Raw genomic sequence first — 19,560 nt, 5'->3', positions numbered from 1 at the left:
TTTATGACAGCGATAATCTCTCTCGAACAAGTAAGTTTTAAATACGATAAGCTTCAAAACGATATTTTAAAAGACGTAACGTTTCACGTGAAACGTGGTGAATGGCTAGCTATTGTTGGCCATAATGGTTCAGGTAAGTCAACTCTGGTTCGTCTAATTGACGGTCTCCTAGAAGCTGACTCAGGACGAATTATAATTGATGGTCAAGAATTGGCAGCTGACAATGTTTGGGACTTGCGTCGCAAGATTGGTATGGTTTTTCAAAATCCTGATAATCAATTTGTTGGGGCCACTGTTGAAGATGATGTTGCTTTTGGATTGGAAAACCAAGGCCTGCCTTACCAAGAAATGAAAAAGAGGGTACAGGAAGCCTTGGAACTAGTTGGCATGTCAGAGTTTGCCAGTCGGGAACCTGCACGCTTATCTGGCGGACAAAAGCAACGTGTGGCTATCGCTGGCATTGTAGCTATGCGACCGGAGATACTTATCCTTGACGAAGCCACTAGTATGTTGGATCCAGAAGGCCGTCTCGATTTAATGGCTACTATCAAGATTGTTCGTGAACAGTATGGGATGACTGTTATTTCTATCACGCATGATCTTGATGAGGTTGCCTTGAGTGATAGAGTCTTGGTTATGAAATCCGGACAAGTTGAGTCAACAGCCCTGCCAACTAAATTTCTAGGAAGGGGTGAGGAGCTGGAAAGCTTAGGTATGGATAGCCCTTTTACAGCTCAGTTGTTAGCAGCCTTACAAAAGACAAAATTTGCTATTTCAAAAACTTATGCTGATGAAAGGGAATTAGGAGATGACTTATGGGAATTACTCTCAGACAAGTAGACTTCACTTACCAAGCGGGAACGCCATTTGAAGGGCGTGCCCTTTTTGATATTAATTTGAATATTAAGGATGGTTCCTATACAGCCTTTATCGGTCATACCGGCAGTGGTAAATCGACTATTATGCAGCTGCTCAATGGCCTGAACCTTCCTACTCAGGGTGAGGTTACAGTTGACGATATTGTGATTACACCGGATTCAAAAAATAAGGTTATTAAGCCTGTTCGTCAGAAAGTAGGTTTAGTCTTTCAGTTTCCTGAAAGCCAGCTTTTTGATGAAACAGTACTCAAGGATGTTGCTTTTGGTCCACAAAATTTTGGTATGGCCAAAGATCAAGCTGAACAAATCGCTGGTGAAAAGCTTCGCCAAGTCGGTATTAGTGACGATCTATTTGATAAAAATCCTTTTGATTTATCTGGAGGACAAATGCGCAGGGTAGCTATCGCCGGTATATTAGCCATGGAGCCCCAAATTTTAGTCTTAGATGAGCCGACTGCTGGCCTAGATCCTAAGGGCCGAAGAGAATTAATGGAGTTATTTGCTGAGCTCCATCACCAAGGCCAAACTATTGTTCTAGTGACCCATCTCATGGACGATGTTGCTAATTATGCTGATTTTGTCTATGTGTTAGAACAGGGACGAATAATCGCTTCTGGCCAGCCAAGCCAGATTTTTCAGAATCTCGATTTCTTGGAGAGTAAACAACTGGGTGTGCCTAAAATTACTAAATTTGCTCATGATTTAGTTCAACGAGGCTGGCAACTGGAGCATTTGCCAATAACCATCAAAGAGTTTGTGGAGGCCTTACATGGATAAGCTAATTTTAGGAAGGTACATTCCAGGTAATTCCCCTATTCATCGCTTAGATCCCCGCAGTAAGCTTCTTGCTATGTTTATCTTTATCTTGATTATTTTTTGGGCCAACAACCTAGTTACCAATCTTATTATGACTGGTTTCACTTTAAGTCTAATAGGCTTATCCCGCATGAAGCTTTCTTTTTTCTTAAATGGTTTGCAATCTATGTTTGGTATTATTCTCTTTACAACGGCCTTTCAGATGTTCTTTAATCATCAAGGGCAGCTAATTTGGCAATTTGGGATACTAAAAATAACAGACACTGGTTTTCAGACGGCAACCCTGATTTTTATGCGCTTTGTTCTGATTATCTCCTTTTCAACCCTATTGACATTGACAACAACTCCTTTGAGCCTGTCGGATGCTGTAGAATCTTTACTTAAACCACTTAAACCGTTTAAAGTTCCCGTTCATGAAATCGGCCTTATGCTTTCGCTCAGCTTACGCTTTGTGCCGACCTTAATGGATGACACCAGCCGAATCATGAAGGCCCAACGTGCCCGAGGTGTTGATTTTGGTGAGGGAAGTCTGGTTCAAAAAATTAAATCCATCATACCTATCTTGATTCCCCTCTTTGCTTCAAGTTTTAAACGGGCAGATGCGCTGGCCGTTGCCATGGAAGCGCGTGGTTATCAAGGAGGGGATGGTCGCAGCAAATACCGCCGTCTGCTGTGGCGCTGGCCGGATAGTTTAGCTATCTTTATAATGATAGGTTTGGGTCTCCTTCTCTTTTTCCTCAAGAGTTAGTTCTTAAAATATTTGTCCTAGCCCTTAAATTAAAAGTGAAACTGGAAAACTTGGGTTATTGCGCAAATAGCTCAAGATTTCCAGTTTCTTTATCAAGATTAAAAATGTCTGTAATATTTTTAATCTAAGGCTAAAACTAGGGTAACAAAAAGAGTGTATAGTATAGGGTATATTTTAAAAAAGGAGCATAATTTTTTTATGTCTACTAAATCAATTTTGAAAAATGCACTCCATTCTAAAAAATTAGCCTTGGCTAGTTTGTCGGCAGCAGTAGCATTCGGCGCAACAGCCGTTGCCCATGTTGCTCACGCTGAAACTTACACAGTCAAGGCGGGAGATACACTTTCAGCAATTGCTGAAAGTCACAATACCACTGTTGATAACTTGGCTCAAATCAATAATATTGAAAATCCAGACTACATTGTGGCTGGACAAAATATTGAAGTGTCAGGTGCTGTAGCCACAGCAGGCTCAGCAGCGGAATTGACCAGTGCTGATACAGCTGCAGCGACAAGCGAAGCGGTTGAGGCTCCAGCGGTCCAAGAGGTTGCTGATGCTTCAGTAACCAGCGAAGCCCCTGTCCAAGCTCCAGCATATGATGCAGCAGCGACAAGCGAAGTAACCCAACAAGAAGAAGTTAGTTATGCTGCTAGTGAAGCGCCGCAAGAACCAGTTGTTGAAGAGGTTCAAGCCCCAGCACCAGAAGAAGTAGCTACTCAAGAAACGACGAGCAGTGAAACTTCAACTCAAGAAACAGCCGAACAAGAAGTTCCAGTTGAAAATAGTGAGGCTCCGGCTTCTGAGGCCGTAAGCTCTGAAGAGAGCCAAGCGCCACAAGATGCGAATGCTGTTGTTAGTGAAGAAACAGCTAGCAGTGAAGCCTCGGCTTCTGAAGCAGTGTCTGAGGCCCCAGCAGCTAGCGAAGCGCCAGTACAAGAAGAAGCCCCAGCAACATCTGGTTATGCATCGAGCCTGAGTTCTGCTGATGCAGCTGCCAAAGAAGAAATTGCTCAGCGTGAATCAGGTGGTAGCTATACAGCTGAAAATGGTCAATATTACGGCCGTTACCAACTGACAAGAGATTATCTAAACAATGATTTATCAGAAGAAAACCAAGAACGTACAGCAGATAGCTACGTATCAGGCCGCTACGGTTCTTGGTCAGCAGCCCTTGACTATTGGAATGCCAACGGCTGGTATTAAAAGAAGTAGGTATTCATAAGTAGTAGAGGGATGTAACAAAGAAGCTTTAAGTTAAGAACTTAGAGCTTTTTTGTGTAAATTAATATGTAATTGTAATAATTTTAACACCAATCCAACTCATTGGTAACAAGACTGGGGTAAAATGAGAGAAAACTTGTGTAGTAAAGGAGTTATCAATGCCTAAGAGAAGAACAGACAAAACTAAATTATCTGATAGACTTGTTATTTTTACTATCTTGACGACATTTACGGCCCTAGTCTTGGGCCTCATCTCTGAAAATAGCAAATTTTCCCTATCTGAATCCTCTTTTGCAGAGGAAGTCTCTCCCTCTGCGAACGATGAAGATGAGGACAAGAAAGCCTCTGCAGCTACTCAGCCTGCTGAAATTGCAGCTTCGACAGCAACAGCTCCTACGGCAGCCTCTCAGCCTCAAGAAGAAACTCTGGCAAATCAGCAACGGCCAGCCACTGCTGATCAAGCACAATCAGCTAACAGCAATACTCCAGCAGTAGCTGCAAGTACAGCTAATACTAATGGAGCCCGTGGATTGGCCAATGGTAACACGGCTGGTGCTGTCGGGTCTGACGCCGCATCCCAAATGGCTGCTGCAACAGGTGTTAGCCAAGCAACATGGGAATACATCATTGCGCGTGAATCCAATGGAAATCCCTACGTTTCTAATGGTTCAGGTGCTTCAGGTCTCTTTCAAACTATGCCTGGTTGGGGTTCAACTGCAACCGTCCAAGATCAAGTCAATGCTGCTATCAACGCCTACAATGCGCAAGGTATGTCAGCTTGGGGAATGTAAGAGCTCAAGGCGTATAAAAAACAAATTAGCCTTGATATGAAGCCATCCACAGCTTGTGGATGGCTTTTTATGATATACTAATAAAGCAAGGCCAAGGCCGTAAAAAGGAGTCAAAAATACATGAATAGAACGTATTTCCAACAATTGAGATCTATTATAGTAGTAGCTTTATTTTCCTTTGCCTTAATCCTCCCCCAATGGATAACCAAAGACGTTATCTTTGGGTCAGATTCTATTTTTCATTACAACCGCTTTTATGAAGCTGCTATGCAAATTAGGCATTGGAACTTCTCCTATTTCATATCTATCTATGGTTTTCAGCAATCAGGACGAATTGTCAATGCAGTCTACGGTCCTTTTTTTGCCTATTTTCAAGGAATCTTGGTACTCTTGGGCCGTTCTTGGTTTGGCTATCAGCTCCTGTCTCGCTTTATTTTAGGCCTAATAGCTGGAATGTCCATGTACAGCCTACTCAGGGCTGCCAAGGTCAAGGAAGAAATCTCCCTCCCTATTGCTTTGTTTTACCTGACAACCTTTTCCATTCAATATTGGACTATGCGTCAGGGGTTCACAAGTTGGGGAGCGGCTGTTATGCCCTTCTGTTTTATACCAGCTATTCGTTTTACCTTTTATAAAGAGCTTCACCCCCTGCAGCTGGCTTTTGCAGTCAGTCTCATTTTTCAAATTCACCTCTTAAGCACCCTCTTTCTGGTTATCATGTACCTCCCCTTCTTTACCTATGGTTTTTTCCAAAGTAAAAATAAGCTCAAGATTTTTAGGCAAGGTCTGCTATCAGTTATCTTAAGTTTAGTTTTAACAGCCAATGTTTGGGTAGCTCTTCTCTTTTTAAGGCTGGATAATAAACTATTGGACCCCTTCGTTAACGAACTAATCAACAACAATGCCATCAATACAGGTTCAAGCTATTGGATCCTAACACCGTTTCCCCTAGTCTTATTCCTGCTGGGTCAGATCGTTTATCTGCTTTGGCGCTGGACTAGTATGGCTAAGTGGAAGCGTGTCCTTCATGCAGCTTACCTACTCTTTATCATCCTGTCAACAACTATTGTTCCTTGGAAATGGCTGGTTGACAATGGTGTCAAGTTTGCCCAGCTGGTCCAGTTTCCTTTTCGCTTTTTTATCCCCGCTACTATCCTGCTTTTACTTATCGGAAGTATGACGCTTAATCGTTTTGTTAAATGGCGTAAATTGATTTCAGTCGTATTAATTCTTTTTGCCTTAATTGGTGCAGTTCAAACTGTCAATACTGCCCACAGGCAAGCTCAAGCTGCTAAGCGTTCCCGCTATGTTTTAAAACCCAACCTCCACGTTCACCCAACTGGCAGTTACCAAGACCAGTACGATGCTGTCTTCGATAGCAATCTCAATAACCTCTTAAAACGAATTGAAAAATCTACTCCGGATTATGTTCCGGTTTACAAGTCTGTCAAGGGTAATGCCTATAATGCCTATGCTGAAAAAATTATTTTTAAGAGAGACATGACCAAACGGGTTAATAACGATGGAACCCTTACCCTAAGTTGGAGTACTAAGAACAGCGAGACAGAGCTGCCTATTGTCGTTTATAAAAAGACGAGGTTAGTACTAAACCATCATGCTTTAAAACGTGATGACTACAGTCTGTCAACCTTTGGTGTTCCAAAAATAAAAAATAAATTAGGTACTAACCAATTGACAGTTAGCTTTACAGAACCAGCTTATTTCCCGCCTGTGCTGTGGTTGACAATTCTTGCTTGGCTGCTTCTAGCTAGTTACTGGCTCTATCACCGCATCAAGGGTTACAATTTCCAAATTTTGCTTTCTGACTAAATCGTGTTATAATCTTTTACGATGCTGGCTTAGCCAGCACCGCTTTTTTCAATGTCGACCTTCAAATCGATTGTTGAATAACTAGACCCTTCAAGTCTATGTTAACCAAGAATAGTGGCTAAATTTTAGGTTACTATTTCCAATTGAGCAGGGGCTAAAAACAGCTGAGTATCAGCCTTTTAGCCCTAAGTATCTTATATTTGATGGGAGATTATCTATGACAGATAATGCTAAAACACGTGTCGTCGTTGGGATGAGTGGCGGTGTTGATTCATCAGTCACAGCCCTCTTGCTCAAACAGCAGGGCTATGATGTCATCGGCGTCTTCATGAAAAACTGGGACGACACGGATGAGTTCGGTGTCTGCACAGCGACTGAAGATTATAAGGACGTCGCAGCAGTTGCAGACCAGATTGGAATTCCCTACTACTCTGTCAACTTTGAGAAAGAGTACTGGGATCGTGTTTTTGAATACTTCTTGGCCGAGTACCGTGCCGGACGTACGCCAAATCCAGATGTCATGTGCAACAAGGAAATCAAGTTCAAAGCTTTCCTTGATTACGCTATGAGTCTGGGAGCTGACTACGTGGCAACTGGGCACTATGCCCAAGTTAGCCGTGACCAAGACGGCACTGTCCACATGCTGCGTGGGGCTGACAACAATAAGGATCAAACCTATTTCCTCAGCCAGCTCTCACAAGAGCAGCTGCAAAAAGTCATGTTCCCTCTAGGGCATCTTGAAAAGCCTGAAGTGCGCCGTATCGCCGAAGAAGCTGGTCTAGCGACAGCTAAAAAGAAAGACTCGACCGGTATCTGTTTTATTGGTGAAAAGAACTTCAAAGAGTTCTTAGGAAACTACCTACCAGCACAACCCGGTCGCATGATGACCGTTGATGGTCGTGATATGGGTGAGCATGCCGGTCTCATGTACTACACCATTGGCCAGCGTGGCGGTCTGGGAATCGGCGGCCAGCACGGTGGGGACAATGCCCCTTGGTTTGTTGTCGGCAAGGACTTGTCACAAAATATCCTCTATGTCGGCCAAGGTTTCTACCATGAGTCCCTCATGTCAACCTCTTTACAGGCTAGTCAAGTTCACTTCACCCGTGATATGCCTGAGGAATTCAGCTTTGAATGTACAGCTAAGTTCCGTTACCGTCAACCAGACAGTAAAGTAACTGTCAAGGTATCAGGTGACAAGGCAGAAGTCATCTTTGATGAGCCTCAACGTGCCATCACACCAGGACAAGCTGTTGTCTTCTACGACGGTGACGAATGCCTCGGTGGCGCGATTATTGACAATGCCTATAACAATCAAGAAGTTCGTCAATACGTTTAATAGATTCAATTCAGTTACTTTTGCTAATCTAGGTGAATTGACAAAAATAAGGATTTTGATACAATTACCCTAACAATAATCATGATGGTCAAAGCTCATGAGAATTGTGCGTTTTTGACGTACAGTTTTCGAGAGTTTTGGCTATTTTTGTATGGAGGAAGGGAAATGAGCAAAAGAGATTACAAGATTTCAAACCAAGAGATGAGCAATTTTTATAATGATATTTTTTCAAAAATAAATGATGAGTTTGAAATTGAAGATTTAATATCTTATCAGAAAAAATTTATGGGATGGTTGATAGTATTTGGTTTTGTTTTTTATCTCGCAGTAATTATTTTTTTCATCATACCCTTATTTAATTTGATAGTATTATTAGTCCTTGCAGCTTTAATTGTTCGATTGTTTTATTTAGGTAAAAAGTTTAGGGAGCTTAATAAATCATACTTAAATAGACTAACTTATCTGAACAAGTTAAAAGAAATTAACAATTATATTTTAAAAAAACCCTCACGTCCTTTTGATGAAACTATCCAAGGATTGATGAAGGAATTAGAAATAGCCAGTTCTTTAGACCATCGGAGAACTAATTTTTTCGTCGGGATACTCTTAGCTAGTTTCACGGTTATTATAACCTCTATTACAGCTTTAAATGATGGAGATATAAAGAACATATTAGCAGGAGTTCATATAGTATTGAGTATTGCTACATTATTAATTACTGCCACGATTTTTGGTATTCAAAAGGACATTCCATTCTTAGGTAAACAATATAAATATTCTAAGATTAGGAATATATTAAATGACATTGTTTACTATTACGGCTACGATTCCAAAACTCTTAATCGGTATGGTAAGAGAAGTAAAACATTTAGTCTAAATGCTTTGACATCTGAAAAATCAGAACAGAGTCAAGTCAATCCGAATAAAGTTAATAATGACATGAAATACCGACTATTTTATCGCAAACAAACTGATGCTAATATTGTATTAAATATCTTATGGGGACTGTATTCACATAAAAAATCTCAGACAAAAAAGACTATCAAAGTTTTGTGGGCACTGATTGAATATACTATTTCTATCAAACAGAAGGAGACGAAATGACACACACATTTGCAGAAGAATTTGACGTTATTGTGGTCGGGGCTGGTCATGCGGGGGTAGAAGCGGCCCTAGCTGCCAGCCGTATGGGCTGCAAGACCTTGCTGGCTACCATCAACCTTGAGATGTTGGCCTTTATGCCCTGCAACCCGTCTATCGGCGGCTCTGCCAAAGGGATCGTGGTGCGTGAGATCGATGCGCTGGGCGGTGAGATGGGCAAGAATATCGATAAGACTTACATCCAGATGAAGATGCTCAATACTGGTAAGGGTCCTGCTGTTCGTGCCCTGCGTGCCCAAGCCGACAAGGCTCTCTATGCGCGTGAAATGAAGCATACGGTTGAGCAGCAGGAAAATTTAACCCTGCGCCAAAGCATGATTGATGATATCTTGGTCGAAGATGGCAAGGTTGTTGGTGTTGTCACGGCAACTGGGATCAAGTACGGTGCCAAGGCTGTTGTGGTAACAACGGGGACTGCCCTGCGTGGGGAAATCATCCTCGGGGACCTCAAGTATTCATCTGGTCCCAATAACAGCCTAGCCTCTGTAACTCTAGCTGACAACCTTAAAAAACTGGGACTCGAAATCGGACGTTTCAAAACAGGAACCCCCCCACGTGTCAAGGCCTCAACGATCAACTACGACGAAACAGAAATCCAACCCGGCGATACCACGCCTAACCACTTCTCTTTCTTGTCAAAAGATAAGGACTACCTGCAGGATCAGGTCCCTTGTTGGCTGACCTATACCAACCAGTCCAGCCATGATATTATCAATAAAAACCTCCACCGCGCTCCTATGTTTTCAGGTGTCGTCAAGGGGGTTGGACCACGCTATTGCCCATCGATCGAAGATAAGATTGTCCGCTTTGCCGACAAGGATCGCCACCAACTGTTCTTGGAGCCCGAAGGGCGCCATACAGAGGAAGTCTATGTCCAAGGTCTCTCAACCAGCCTGCCTGAAGATGTTCAGCGCGATCTTTTGCGCTCCATCAAGGGTCTCGAAAAGGCAGAGATGATGCGCACGGGCTACGCTATCGAATACGATATTGTCCTGCCTCACCAGCTGCGGGCTACTCTTGAAACCAAGCTGATTTCAGGTCTTTTTACGGCAGGTCAAACCAATGGCACCTCAGGTTATGAGGAAGCAGCCGGTCAAGGTTTGGTAGCTGGGATCAATGCGGCTCTCAAGGTGCAAGGCAAACCTGAACTTATTCTCAAGCGCAGCGATGCCTATATCGGTGTCATGATTGACGACTTAGTGACCAAGGGAACACTGGAACCCTACCGCCTCTTGACCTCACGCGCCGAGTACCGTCTGATTCTGCGCCATGACAATGCCGATATGCGTTTGACTCCAATAGGTCGTCAAGTTGGTCTGGTTGATGAAGAGCGTTGGCTCAGCTTCGAGATCAAGAAAGCGCAGTTTGACAATGAGATGACACGTCTGTCAATCCATAAACTAAAACCTGTCAAAGATACTAATCAGCAGGTTGAAGCCATGGGTTTTAAGCCCTTGACAGATGCAGTAACAGCCAAAGAGTTTATGCGCCGTCCAGAGGTCCGCTACACAGATGTCGTCAAATTCATCGGACCAGCTGCGGAGGATCTGGATGATAAACTCATCGAACTCCTAGAGACTGAAATTAAGTATGAAGGCTACATCAACAAGGCTTTGGACCAAGTCGCTAAAATGAAACGCATGGAAGAAAAGCGTATTCCTGCCAACATTGATTGGGATGATATTGACTCTATCGCTACCGAAGCTCGCCAGAAATTCAAAAAGATCAATCCTGAAACCATCGGTCAAGCCAGTCGGATTTCAGGGGTCAATCCAGCTGATATTTCCATTCTCATGGTCTACTTAGAAGGCAATCAAAAGGCTAGCCGCAAGTCCTAAATGCCCCCGCGATTTGCCTTAAAAGAAGCCTAGAATTTTAGGCTTCTTTATGATATAATATGCAGATTAAGAGGTTTAATAATGAGAAAAATTCGTTTAGAGACCATCCATCTTGTGATGATCGGTTTGATTTTCTTTGGTATCTTGGCTATCTGTGTGAGAACAATGACTTCTCAGACGTCTTTGCTGCTAGCAATTTTCCTTGTCCTCGTAGCAATGGTCGGTCTCCTTTACTACCAAAAACAGGCCTATGAGTTATCAGAGTTAGAGCAGATCGAGCGGCTTAATGACCAGACCGAACTCAGCCTCAAGTCCCTTCTGGATAAGATGCCTGTCGGTGTAGTTCAATTTGATCCGGAAACTGACGACATCGGCTGGTTCAACCCTTATGCTGAGCTTATCTTTACCAATGATGCTGGTGGTTTGGATGTAGATTTACTACGCCGCACTATCCGCGAACAGAAGGAAGGATCGGCCAATCATCGCATTCGGGTCAACAATCACACTTATGTCATCAATTTAGATCTATCAGCTGGCCTCTTTTACTTTTTTGATTCAGCCAGTGATGACACTAGCATAGATACATCTTTCAAACGCCCAGTTATTGGTATCATCTCAGTAGATAACTACGATGATATTACGACTAATTTGTCTGACAGCGATGTCGCACAAATCAATGGCTTTATTGCCAATTTTATTTCTGATTTTGCCCAGCAGCATCAGATTTATTACCGTCGCGTTAGCATGGATCGCTTTTATTTCTTCAGTGATTATAAGGTTTTATCTGCCTTGATAGAGGATAAATTCACCATGCTGGAGCATTTCCGTGAATCTGCTAAAGAGCTGGAACTCCCTTTGACCCTCAGTATGGGAATTTCCTTCGGTGAAAATAACCATCAGCAGATTGGTCAAGCAGCCCAGCAAAACCTTAATATTGCTCTCATGCGTGGTGGGGATCAGGTGGTTATCAAAGAGACTGATGAACACAAAAAAGCCCTCTATTTTGGTGGTGGAACAGTTTCTACCATTAAGCGTTCCAGAACCCGTACCCGCGCTATGATGACGGCTATTTCTGATCGAATTAAGAGTGCTGAGCAAGTCTTCATTGTCGGGCATGCCCATCTGGATATGGATGCACTGGGGGCAGCTGTTGGTATGCAGCGCTTTGCCTCAAATATTTTAGAGGCCAGCTTTGCTGTCTATGATGATACTGATATGAATACTGATATTGCTAAAGCTGTTCATAGGCTGCAAGAAGAAGGCACTACTCAGCTCTTGACAGTTGAAGAAGCTCTAGCTCACTCTAGTGAGAACGATCTCTTAATCATGGTTGACCATTCAAAAACAGCCCTGACCCTGTCTAAGGAGCTATATAACAAGTTTACAGAGGTTATCGTCGTTGATCATCATAGACGAGATGAAGACTTCCCTGATAAAGCTATCTTAACCTTTATCGAAAGCGGTGCCAGCAGCGCCAGCGAACTGGTTACCGAATTGCTGCAATTCCAAAATGGTCGTCATACTCTATCTAAGATTCAAGCCAGCCTTTTGATGGCTGGAATTATGCTGGATACCAAAAACTTCTCAACTCGTGTGACCAACCGTACCTTTGATGTCGCCAGTTACCTGCGTACTATGGGTAGTGACAGTTTGGAAATTCAAAATATTTCAGCAACAGACTTTGATGAATATCGTCAGGTCAATGAGCTGATATTAACTGGCCAATCGTATGGTAACACTATGATCATTGCTCAAGGACCAGAAGATCAGGTTTACAGCAATATCATTGCCAGTAAAGCGGCTGACACGCTCTTGTCAATGGCCAATATCGAGGCCAGCTTTGTTATCAGTAAAAATGCAGCGGGGCAGACGGCAATTTCAGCTCGTAGCCGCAATAAAATCAATGTCCAGCGTATCATGGAACAAATGGGTGGAGGCGGCCACTTTAATCTGGCTGCCTGTCAACTAGATGACAAGACTGTTAAGCAGGCCTATGCAGAATTAACTGACATTATTGATCAAATACTTGAGGAGGAAATCTGAGATGAAAGTTATTTTTCTAGCTGATGTTAAAGGTAAAGGGAAAAAAGGAGAAATTAAAGAAGTCCCAACGGGCTATGCCCAAAATTTTCTGATTAAAAAGAACCTTGCAAAAGAGGCTACTAGCCAAGCCATCAACGAATTAAAAGGTAAACAAAAATCAGAACAAAAAGCTGCCGCCGAAATTCTTGCTGAAGCAAAGGCTGTCAAAGCCCAGTTGGAAAAAGAGGCAACCCGTGTTCACTTTACCGAGAAAGTTGGACCAGATGGCCGTACTTTTGGCTCTATCACAGCTAAGAAAATTGCTGATGAGCTACAAAAGCAGTTTGATATCAAGGTTGATAAGCGTTCTATCGTGCTGGAGCATCCTATTCGTGCCGTGGGCCTAATTGAGGTGCCTGTTAAGCTCCACAAGGAAGTTGAAGCCCAGATCAAACTTAATATTGAAGAAGCTTAAGCTGCCGGTTCTGTAGAGAGAAATACGCTTGCGAAGAGCAATTTTGAACAGTTTTGGTTTTGACTTGCTTTTAGATGATGTTTGCCATTTCGTTTTAGTCTTATTCACTTATTAAACTCAGGGACTAGGGTCTTTGCTAATACCTGTGAATTGGACATTAAGTGTTAAAGCTAGTGCAGTCACTTTCCTAAAATTCTAGTTATGTTATAGATTTAATTTAATATTTTATGAAAGGGGGTAACCGTTTATGCCAGAGACTCAAGAGCTGCGTGTGCAGCCGCAAGATTTAATTGCTGAGCAGGCTGTTCTAGGGTCTATTTTTATCAGCCCTGATAAGTTAATTTCCGTCAGGGAATATATAGAGCCCGAGGATTTTTATAAATACTCGCACAGAATTATTTTTCAGGCCATGATCAAGTTGAATGATCGTAATGATGCGATTGATGCTACAACTGTTCGGGCTATTTTAGACAGTCAGGACGACCTGCAAAATATCGGCGGAATCGCCTATCTTGTTGAGCTCGTTAATAGTGTGCCAACCAGTGCCAATGCTGAATATTATGCTAAAATTGTGGCAGAAAAAGCCATGTTACGCAATATTATCAGCAGATTGACAGAGACAGTCAACGAAGCTTACGATGGCTCGATCGAATCAGATGATATCATCGCCCATGCAGAAAAAGCTTTAGTTGATATTAATGAACGCTCAAACAGCAGTGGATTTCGTAAAATTTCAGATGTCCTCAAGGAAAACTATGAAAGCCTAGAAGAACGTTCCCAGCAGACAACGGATGTTACAGGGCTGCCTACTGGCTTTAGAGATCTGGACAAGATTACGACTGGTCTCCATCCCGATCAGCTGGTAATATTAGCGGCGCGTCCCGCAGTTGGTAAGACAGCTTTTGTACTTAATATTGCCCAGAATGTTGGCACGAAGCAAAATGCTCCTGTCGCTATTTTTTCATTAGAAATGGGTGCTGAAAGCTTAGTTAATCGGATGTTGGCAGCTGAAGGGTTGGTGGATTCTCATGCCCTGCGGACGGGCCAGCTGACTGATCAAGACTGGCAAAACTTGACCTTAGCCCAAGGAACCTTGGCTGATGCGCCAATTTATATTGACGATACTCCAGGAATTAAAGTGACGGAGATACGAGCTCGTTCAAGGAAGCTAGCTCAGGAGTTAGGCGGGCTGGGACTCATTGTTATTGACTATCTCCAGCTGATCACTGGATCTCGCTCGGAAAATCGCCAGCAGGAAGTTTCAGACATTTCCCGCCAGCTTAAAATCCTAGCCAAGGAGTTAAAAGTTCCCGTCATTGCCCTCAGTCAGCTTTCACGTGGTGTTGAGCAGAGACAAGATAAGCGGCCAGTACTTTCGGATATCCGAGAGTCAGGATCTATTGAGCAAGATGCTGATATTGTTGCTTTTCTCTACCGTGATGATTATTACGAGCGCGGTGACAAAGAGGAAGGGCAGGATCAATTAGAAGATAACACCATTGAGGTAATCTTAGAAAAAAACCGTGCTGGAGCACGAGGAACCGTCAAATTAATATTCCAAAAAGAGTACAATAAGTTCTCATCAATCGCACAATTTGAAGAAAGGTAAGAAATATGAGTGATGCATTTACAGATGTTGCTAAAATGAAAAAAATTAAAGAGGAAGTTAAAAACCATGAGGGCCAAGAAGTTGAGATGACTTTGGATCATGGTCGTAAACGGGAGAAAACAAAGATCGGTCGTTTGATTGAAGTTTATCCTTCTCTTTTTGTTGTTGAATACAATGACCATGCCAGCCAGCCTGGTGAAATTAGCAATGCTTACGTTGAGTCTTATACCTACTCTGATATTTTGACCGAAAAGAGCTTAATTCGTTATTTTGACTGATAGGTTAAGGAAGATAAGGGATTTTTCTTTACATTTAATTGACACAAGTGTAAAGCTATACAAATATTGAAGTGTAAAAAATTCCTGTTTAATAGGGGATTTATTAACAGATAGCTTTACAATATCCTTACCCTTGTGTAAAAGCTGCACAGCAAATGAATCTTATCAGCAGGTGTTCTAAAAACAGCAATGTTACTTGTTTAAAAGCGCCTGTCCCAACGCAGCAAGGCATTCCTTGCAATATAGACTTTTGAGTAAATAACTAGGAAGAAAGTGAATAAAACCGAGGCCTTTTGACCTATTATGTATGAAGAAATCAGCCTATGCAAAGAGGCAGTGTTGATGGTGATTTAATTCTCGATAAAGCGAGAAAGGCACCGCTACCAATTGTCTAGACGGACAATATCGATAGAAACTTAAAACCTTCCTCGTAGCATTATAGACGAAATCTTTGCCCCTTCTGGCGGTTGACGTTTTCATTTTATAGATCCAAACGAAAATGAATCAAGTGTTTAATCAGATTCTAGTCAAAAAGCCTTGTCCTAGGCTTTTTTTTGTGTTATACTTACCTTCGTGTGAAATAACAGCAGGGCAAAATAAAGCTCGTCAACAGATGTTCTGAAAAACCAGTAACCTTGGCTGTTTAGGCGAAGGGCATCTGCACGAATTAGGTTTGTCTAAGACGTTATTTCCTACAAAATTTTAATTTTATAGGAGGACATAAATATGTCACGTTATACAGGTCCATCATGGAAACAATCACGCCGCCTTGGCTTGTCACTTACAGGTACAGGTAAAGAGTTGGCACGTCGTAATTACGTACCAGGTCAGCACGGTCCAAACAACCGTTCAAAACTTTCCGAGTACGGTTTGCAATTGGCTGAGAAGCAAAAATTACGCTTCACTTACGGTTTGGGTGAGAAGCAATTCCGTAACTTATTCGTACAAGCTACTAAGATCAAAGAAGGAACGCTTGGTTACAACTTTATGATCTTGCTTGAACGTCGTTTGGACAACGTTGTTTACCGTTTAGGTCTTGCAACAACACGCCGCCAAGCTCGTCAATTTGTTAACCACGGCCACATCCTTGTGGATGGAAAACGTGTTGATATTCCATCATTCCGCGTAGAACCAGGACAAGTGATCTCAGTTCGTGAGAAATCAGCGCAAGTTCCAGCGATCTTGGAAGCTGTTGAAGCAACCTTAGGGCGCCCAGCATTTGTATCATTCGATGCTGAAAAACTTGAAGGTTCATTGACTCGTTTGCCAGAACGTGACGAAATTAATCCTGAAATCAATGAAGCTCTGATCGTTGAATTCTACAACAAGATGCTTTAATCCATATCATATTATGGCCTATAAACCCCCGTCCAGCTGGACGGGGGTTTATTGTCTAATAATTCTGGCGGGCTGGCTGAGCCCTACTAAAATCCCAAAAACTAGTAAAGTTCACAGATCTCTTGCTTGGAAAAAGAATTTCTTCCATGATAATTTGCTCAATTACTATCCGGTAGCAACTTCATCAGGAGTTTAGTAATTTGTTTTGGACTTTCTTTTTTACCGCGAACCACCCAAATTTGATAGACCCCAAACATAGCATGACTGAGATAGACACTATTGTAGAGTCTTTCTATAGAACTGCGTTCGGGGGACGGTGCATTATCATAAAAATCAGAAGAAATCAGCCGCTGTAGGTGATGGCGGATAAAATTTTGAATTTCTTTCGTTCCATTTTGGGTAATCAAGCTGGCAAAGAGTGATTCCCGATCCAGAAATTCAAATACTTCTAGCAGGGTAGACTCAATATCCCTGTGATGTTTATCAAAAACATACTCCAGTTTATTAAAAATAGCCTGTTGATAGCGGTCAATCATATCATACTTATCCTTGTAATGAGTATAAAAGCTTGAACGACTGATACCGGCAGTCTTGGCCAGTTGGCTAGTTGTGATTTCATCAAAATTATGGCTTCCTAATAGCTGGACCATAGCTTGCTCTAATGCCTTTTGAGTGCGTTTCTTGCGATTATCTTTTGTCATCAAATTCTCCTTTCTTTACCAGTCCGTAAAAAACTGGAGCTAAAGTATCACTGCCTGTTTACAGATAGGGCACTCAGTCTAAATTCCAGGTTTTCATGAAGGTGTATTTAGGAGCTATCCTCTCAAGATTAGCTTGCTTTATATAATTTTAATCACAATGTCTAAAAAATATCGAAATATGCTGAAAATCAGCCCTAAATTTGTATAATATAATATAACAAAAACATGGACATACTGTCTAAAATATAGATCAACAAACATTAGTTAGACTAAAGGCTATTGCGAATCAGCCCAGTCTCTGGGCTACGTTACCTATTGGGAGTATCTTTGATTCCCATATTTTGTAATATCATTTTTAAACTCTATGTAGGATCATCCTTGGGGTAATGTTAATTCCCTACCAGCAACAGTCTATATCTTCTTCTTTGCTGTTCAAATTAGTGGCATCAAACCTGAGTCTTAAAATAAGAAAACGAGAAAAATCGAAATTGTCGTTTTATCAAAATTTATCGGTACTCAAAAGAGGCTGAGACGGTCGTAATAGCTGTCTCAGCCGCTCTATCCTATTGAGGGAATTTTTATTCTATTTCAACATCACCTGTGTTGGATGATATATCAAGGAAATTTGTGTTGGAATGTATAAGTTTGTGCGTAAGCTCCTCATCGCCGGTATCTGTTTGGCTAGAAACATTGAGTTGATAATCGCTCAAGGCAAGAGAGATATCTCCTGTATCAACAGAAATTTTATTATTTTTCCTAAAGGTCAAACCGTCACCCTCGACGTCTCCTGTTGACGTATCAATAGACAAGGAGTTTAGAGTTACACTATCCAGTTCAATATCTCCAGTATCTATGGATAAGCTTAGGTCTGATAAACTCGTATTAGAAATATTCATATCCCCAGTGATAAGTTTCAAACTACCTTTTTTTATGTTTGTTTTGTCCAAAGACAAATCCCCAGTATCTATGGATACAGCTAGATCTGACAAGTGGGCATTAGACGTAACCATATCGCCACTAATGAGATCAATGTGTCCCTTGTTTATAGTTGTTCTATCTAAAGACAAATCTCCAGTAGCCATCTTTACATTAGCTTTATCAATCGTAAGTTCATCGAGCTTTAAATCATTAACGTTCAATGAGCTTTTCAATTCATGAATATTGGTTCCCTTGGGCAGGGAGATGACAACTGTATCTCTATCATTTCTATCAATGAGTTCGCCCAAGACTTCCAAATTAAACATTTCAATAGTGATACGGGAGTTAGGAGAACCAGCAGTGACGGTCAATTCATTATTATTAACCTTTGTTTTAATGGGCTGCTTTTTATACTGATAATAGGTAATGCTAGGCTGTTTATCATCAGTAGTTTTAATTAAAAACTGGTAATTAGGATTAGTAGCTTCAAGATTAATCGTATCGAAGTTAGTCAATTTCTTTTTGACAAAACTGCGTTCACCTTGGTACTTCTGCTGGATACCACTAATGCCACCGGTATAAAATCCAACGAAGGTAAGAATCAAACCAAGCAGACTGGCCACGATTCCTATTGCGAGTAATAATTTTTTCCACTTTTTCATTGCCGGCCTCCTCTCTTACCTACCCAGCGGACCAAATTAGTAATTCCCCTGCCCAGTGCACGTGATAATTCCGTGCCTGCTAAAACAGTCAGTGCAGCGATTCCTAAAGCCAGCAATCCCAGCCCCCAGCCCAAGCAGCTAGCTGGCAGAGAAGTTGGCAGATAAGTAAATCCATCAATAAGAAATGCTATACCCGATAGAAATCCAGCTAAGGCCAGCGAAAAAAAGACAAGGATGACAGAAAAGCCTAAAATCACAAAAGTAAGAACCAATGCTAAGGCAGTAATCGCTAAGGGAAAAGCTAAAGGTGAAGCCAAAATGGCCAAAATGGCAATCCAAATCAGTGTCGCATTATTTTTAGGCGATAGATTGTTACGCTCGGTTTTCTCATCTAGGATATTATGAAGGATTTCATTAGCGGCTTCTCTGGGACTTCCCAGCTCCCGTATAACTTCTGCTTCTTTTTCCGACCCAGCTTCATCAAAATATTCCGTAAAATATTCCATGGCTTCCTGATAATCGTCTTGGGGAAGCTTTTTTAAATATTTATCAAGCTCTCTTAAGTAGTCATTCCTTGTCATGTCTAATCCTCCCTTCGATGATGCCGTCGATAGTTGAAATATGGTCATGCCAAACCTGCTTGCGTTGGGTCAGTTGCTCTAACCCAGCTCCTGTAATAGAATAGTATTTACGGTGTCTTCCCTGATATTCTCGGCTGTAAGTTGTGACATATCCAGCTTTTTCTAGTCTCTTGAGAATGGGGTAGAGAGTTGATTCTTTAATATTGGCGATGATTTTGATGGTTTGACTAATCTCATAGCCGTAAGAATCCTCCTTTTCAATGATAGCTAGAATCAAGAATTCAATGAGGACGGATGATACTGGAAAAGACATACGCACCTCCTAAAATTTGATATATATTATTTTTATATACT

18 protein-coding genes are annotated in these 19,560 nt (G+C 41.8%); 14 read left to right on the top strand and 4 right to left on the bottom strand.

Annotated elements, in window-relative coordinates:
- Positions 1-3: 3 nt before the first annotated feature.
- The 14 genes from AC4HAL_RS04175 to rpsD all read left to right on the top strand — a co-directional run bounded on the left by AC4HAL_RS04175 (position 4) and on the right by rpsD (position 16,344).
- On the top strand, positions 4-840 hold the full coding sequence (locus tag AC4HAL_RS04175; RefSeq protein WP_491093119.1) for an energy-coupling factor ABC transporter ATP-binding protein: 837 nt from the start codon (positions 4-6) through the stop codon (positions 838-840).
- On the top strand, positions 816-1,655 hold the full coding sequence (locus tag AC4HAL_RS04170) for an energy-coupling factor transporter ATPase (protein ID WP_491093118.1): 840 nt from the start codon (positions 816-818) through the stop codon (positions 1,653-1,655). The genes AC4HAL_RS04175 and AC4HAL_RS04170 overlap by 25 nt, the downstream gene beginning before the upstream one ends.
- Positions 1,648-2,442: an energy-coupling factor transporter transmembrane component T family protein gene (locus AC4HAL_RS04165; protein ID WP_491093117.1), complete on the top strand. Its 795-nt coding sequence runs from the start codon at positions 1,648-1,650 to the stop codon at positions 2,440-2,442. Before AC4HAL_RS04170 ends, AC4HAL_RS04165 begins: the two co-directional genes overlap by 8 nt.
- 198 nt (positions 2,443-2,640) lie before the next feature.
- On the top strand, positions 2,641-3,645 hold the full coding sequence (apf, locus tag AC4HAL_RS04160) for an aggregation-promoting factor (RefSeq protein ID WP_491093116.1): 1,005 nt from the start codon (positions 2,641-2,643) through the stop codon (positions 3,643-3,645).
- A 176-nt stretch (positions 3,646-3,821) separates the two neighbouring features.
- Positions 3,822-4,454: a transglycosylase SLT domain-containing protein gene (locus AC4HAL_RS04155; RefSeq protein WP_491093115.1), complete on the top strand. Its 633-nt coding sequence runs from the start codon at positions 3,822-3,824 to the stop codon at positions 4,452-4,454.
- A 120-nt stretch (positions 4,455-4,574) separates the two neighbouring features.
- Entirely contained in the window at positions 4,575-6,284 is a 1,710-nt protein-coding gene (locus tag AC4HAL_RS04150) for a hypothetical protein (RefSeq protein ID WP_491093114.1), read from the top strand.
- Positions 6,285-6,501: 217 nt separating this feature from the next.
- Positions 6,502-7,623 (top strand): tRNA 2-thiouridine(34) synthase MnmA, encoded by a 1,122-nt coding sequence (mnmA, locus tag AC4HAL_RS04145; protein ID WP_491093113.1) that lies wholly within the window; start codon positions 6,502-6,504, stop codon positions 7,621-7,623.
- A 165-nt stretch (positions 7,624-7,788) separates the two neighbouring features.
- On the top strand, positions 7,789-8,727 hold the full coding sequence (locus AC4HAL_RS04140; protein WP_491093112.1) for a hypothetical protein: 939 nt from the start codon (positions 7,789-7,791) through the stop codon (positions 8,725-8,727).
- Positions 8,724-10,622, top strand: coding sequence for a tRNA uridine-5-carboxymethylaminomethyl(34) synthesis enzyme MnmG (mnmG, locus tag AC4HAL_RS04135; RefSeq protein WP_491093111.1), 1,899 nt, complete (start codon positions 8,724-8,726; stop codon positions 10,620-10,622). Before AC4HAL_RS04140 ends, mnmG begins: the two co-directional genes overlap by 4 nt.
- A gap of 81 nt (positions 10,623-10,703) precedes the next feature.
- Positions 10,704-12,665: a GGDEF domain-containing protein gene (locus AC4HAL_RS04130; protein WP_491093110.1), complete on the top strand. Its 1,962-nt coding sequence runs from the start codon at positions 10,704-10,706 to the stop codon at positions 12,663-12,665.
- A gap of 1 nt (position 12,666) precedes the next feature.
- Positions 12,667-13,119 (top strand): 50S ribosomal protein L9, encoded by a 453-nt coding sequence (gene rplI / locus AC4HAL_RS04125; RefSeq protein ID WP_447452886.1) that lies wholly within the window; start codon positions 12,667-12,669, stop codon positions 13,117-13,119.
- A 247-nt stretch (positions 13,120-13,366) separates the two neighbouring features.
- The gene (gene dnaB / locus AC4HAL_RS04120) at positions 13,367-14,728 is read left to right on the top strand and encodes a replicative DNA helicase (protein ID WP_447452885.1); all 1,362 of its coding nucleotides are present in this window, start codon (positions 13,367-13,369) and stop codon (positions 14,726-14,728) included.
- 5 nt (positions 14,729-14,733) lie between these two features.
- Positions 14,734-15,006 carry a Veg family protein gene (locus AC4HAL_RS04115; protein WP_447452884.1) on the top strand — a complete coding sequence of 91 codons (273 nt, stop codon included), beginning with the start codon at positions 14,734-14,736 and terminating at the stop codon, positions 15,004-15,006.
- A 726-nt stretch (positions 15,007-15,732) separates the two neighbouring features.
- Positions 15,733-16,344 carry a 30S ribosomal protein S4 gene (rpsD, locus tag AC4HAL_RS04110; RefSeq protein WP_447452883.1) on the top strand — a complete coding sequence of 204 codons (612 nt, stop codon included), beginning with the start codon at positions 15,733-15,735 and terminating at the stop codon, positions 16,342-16,344.
- Between the two features lie 158 nt (positions 16,345-16,502).
- On the opposite strand, the gene AC4HAL_RS04105 is transcribed toward rpsD, so the two are convergent.
- The 4 genes from AC4HAL_RS04105 to AC4HAL_RS04090 form a co-directional block, all read right to left on the bottom strand.
- Positions 16,503-17,045: a TetR/AcrR family transcriptional regulator gene (locus tag AC4HAL_RS04105; protein ID WP_491093109.1), complete on the bottom strand. Its 543-nt coding sequence runs from the start codon at positions 17,043-17,045 to the stop codon at positions 16,503-16,505.
- Positions 17,046-17,623: 578 nt separating this feature from the next.
- Complete coding sequence (locus AC4HAL_RS04100; protein WP_491093108.1) at positions 17,624-18,625, bottom strand: DUF4097 family beta strand repeat-containing protein; 1,002 nt, start codon at positions 18,623-18,625, stop codon at positions 17,624-17,626.
- On the bottom strand, positions 18,622-19,206 hold the full coding sequence (locus AC4HAL_RS04095; RefSeq protein WP_491093107.1) for a DUF1700 domain-containing protein: 585 nt from the start codon (positions 19,204-19,206) through the stop codon (positions 18,622-18,624). The genes AC4HAL_RS04100 and AC4HAL_RS04095 overlap by 4 nt, the downstream gene beginning before the upstream one ends.
- A complete protein-coding gene (locus AC4HAL_RS04090) occupies positions 19,193-19,519 on the bottom strand; it encodes a PadR family transcriptional regulator (protein ID WP_491093106.1) in 327 nt (108 codons plus the stop codon). The genes AC4HAL_RS04095 and AC4HAL_RS04090 overlap by 14 nt, the downstream gene beginning before the upstream one ends.
- Between the last annotated feature and the right edge of the window lie 41 nt (positions 19,520-19,560).

This window comes from Streptococcus sp. ELY_125 (genome assembly GCF_058314535.1).
This window is presented reverse-complemented; position numbering and strand designations above follow the sequence as displayed.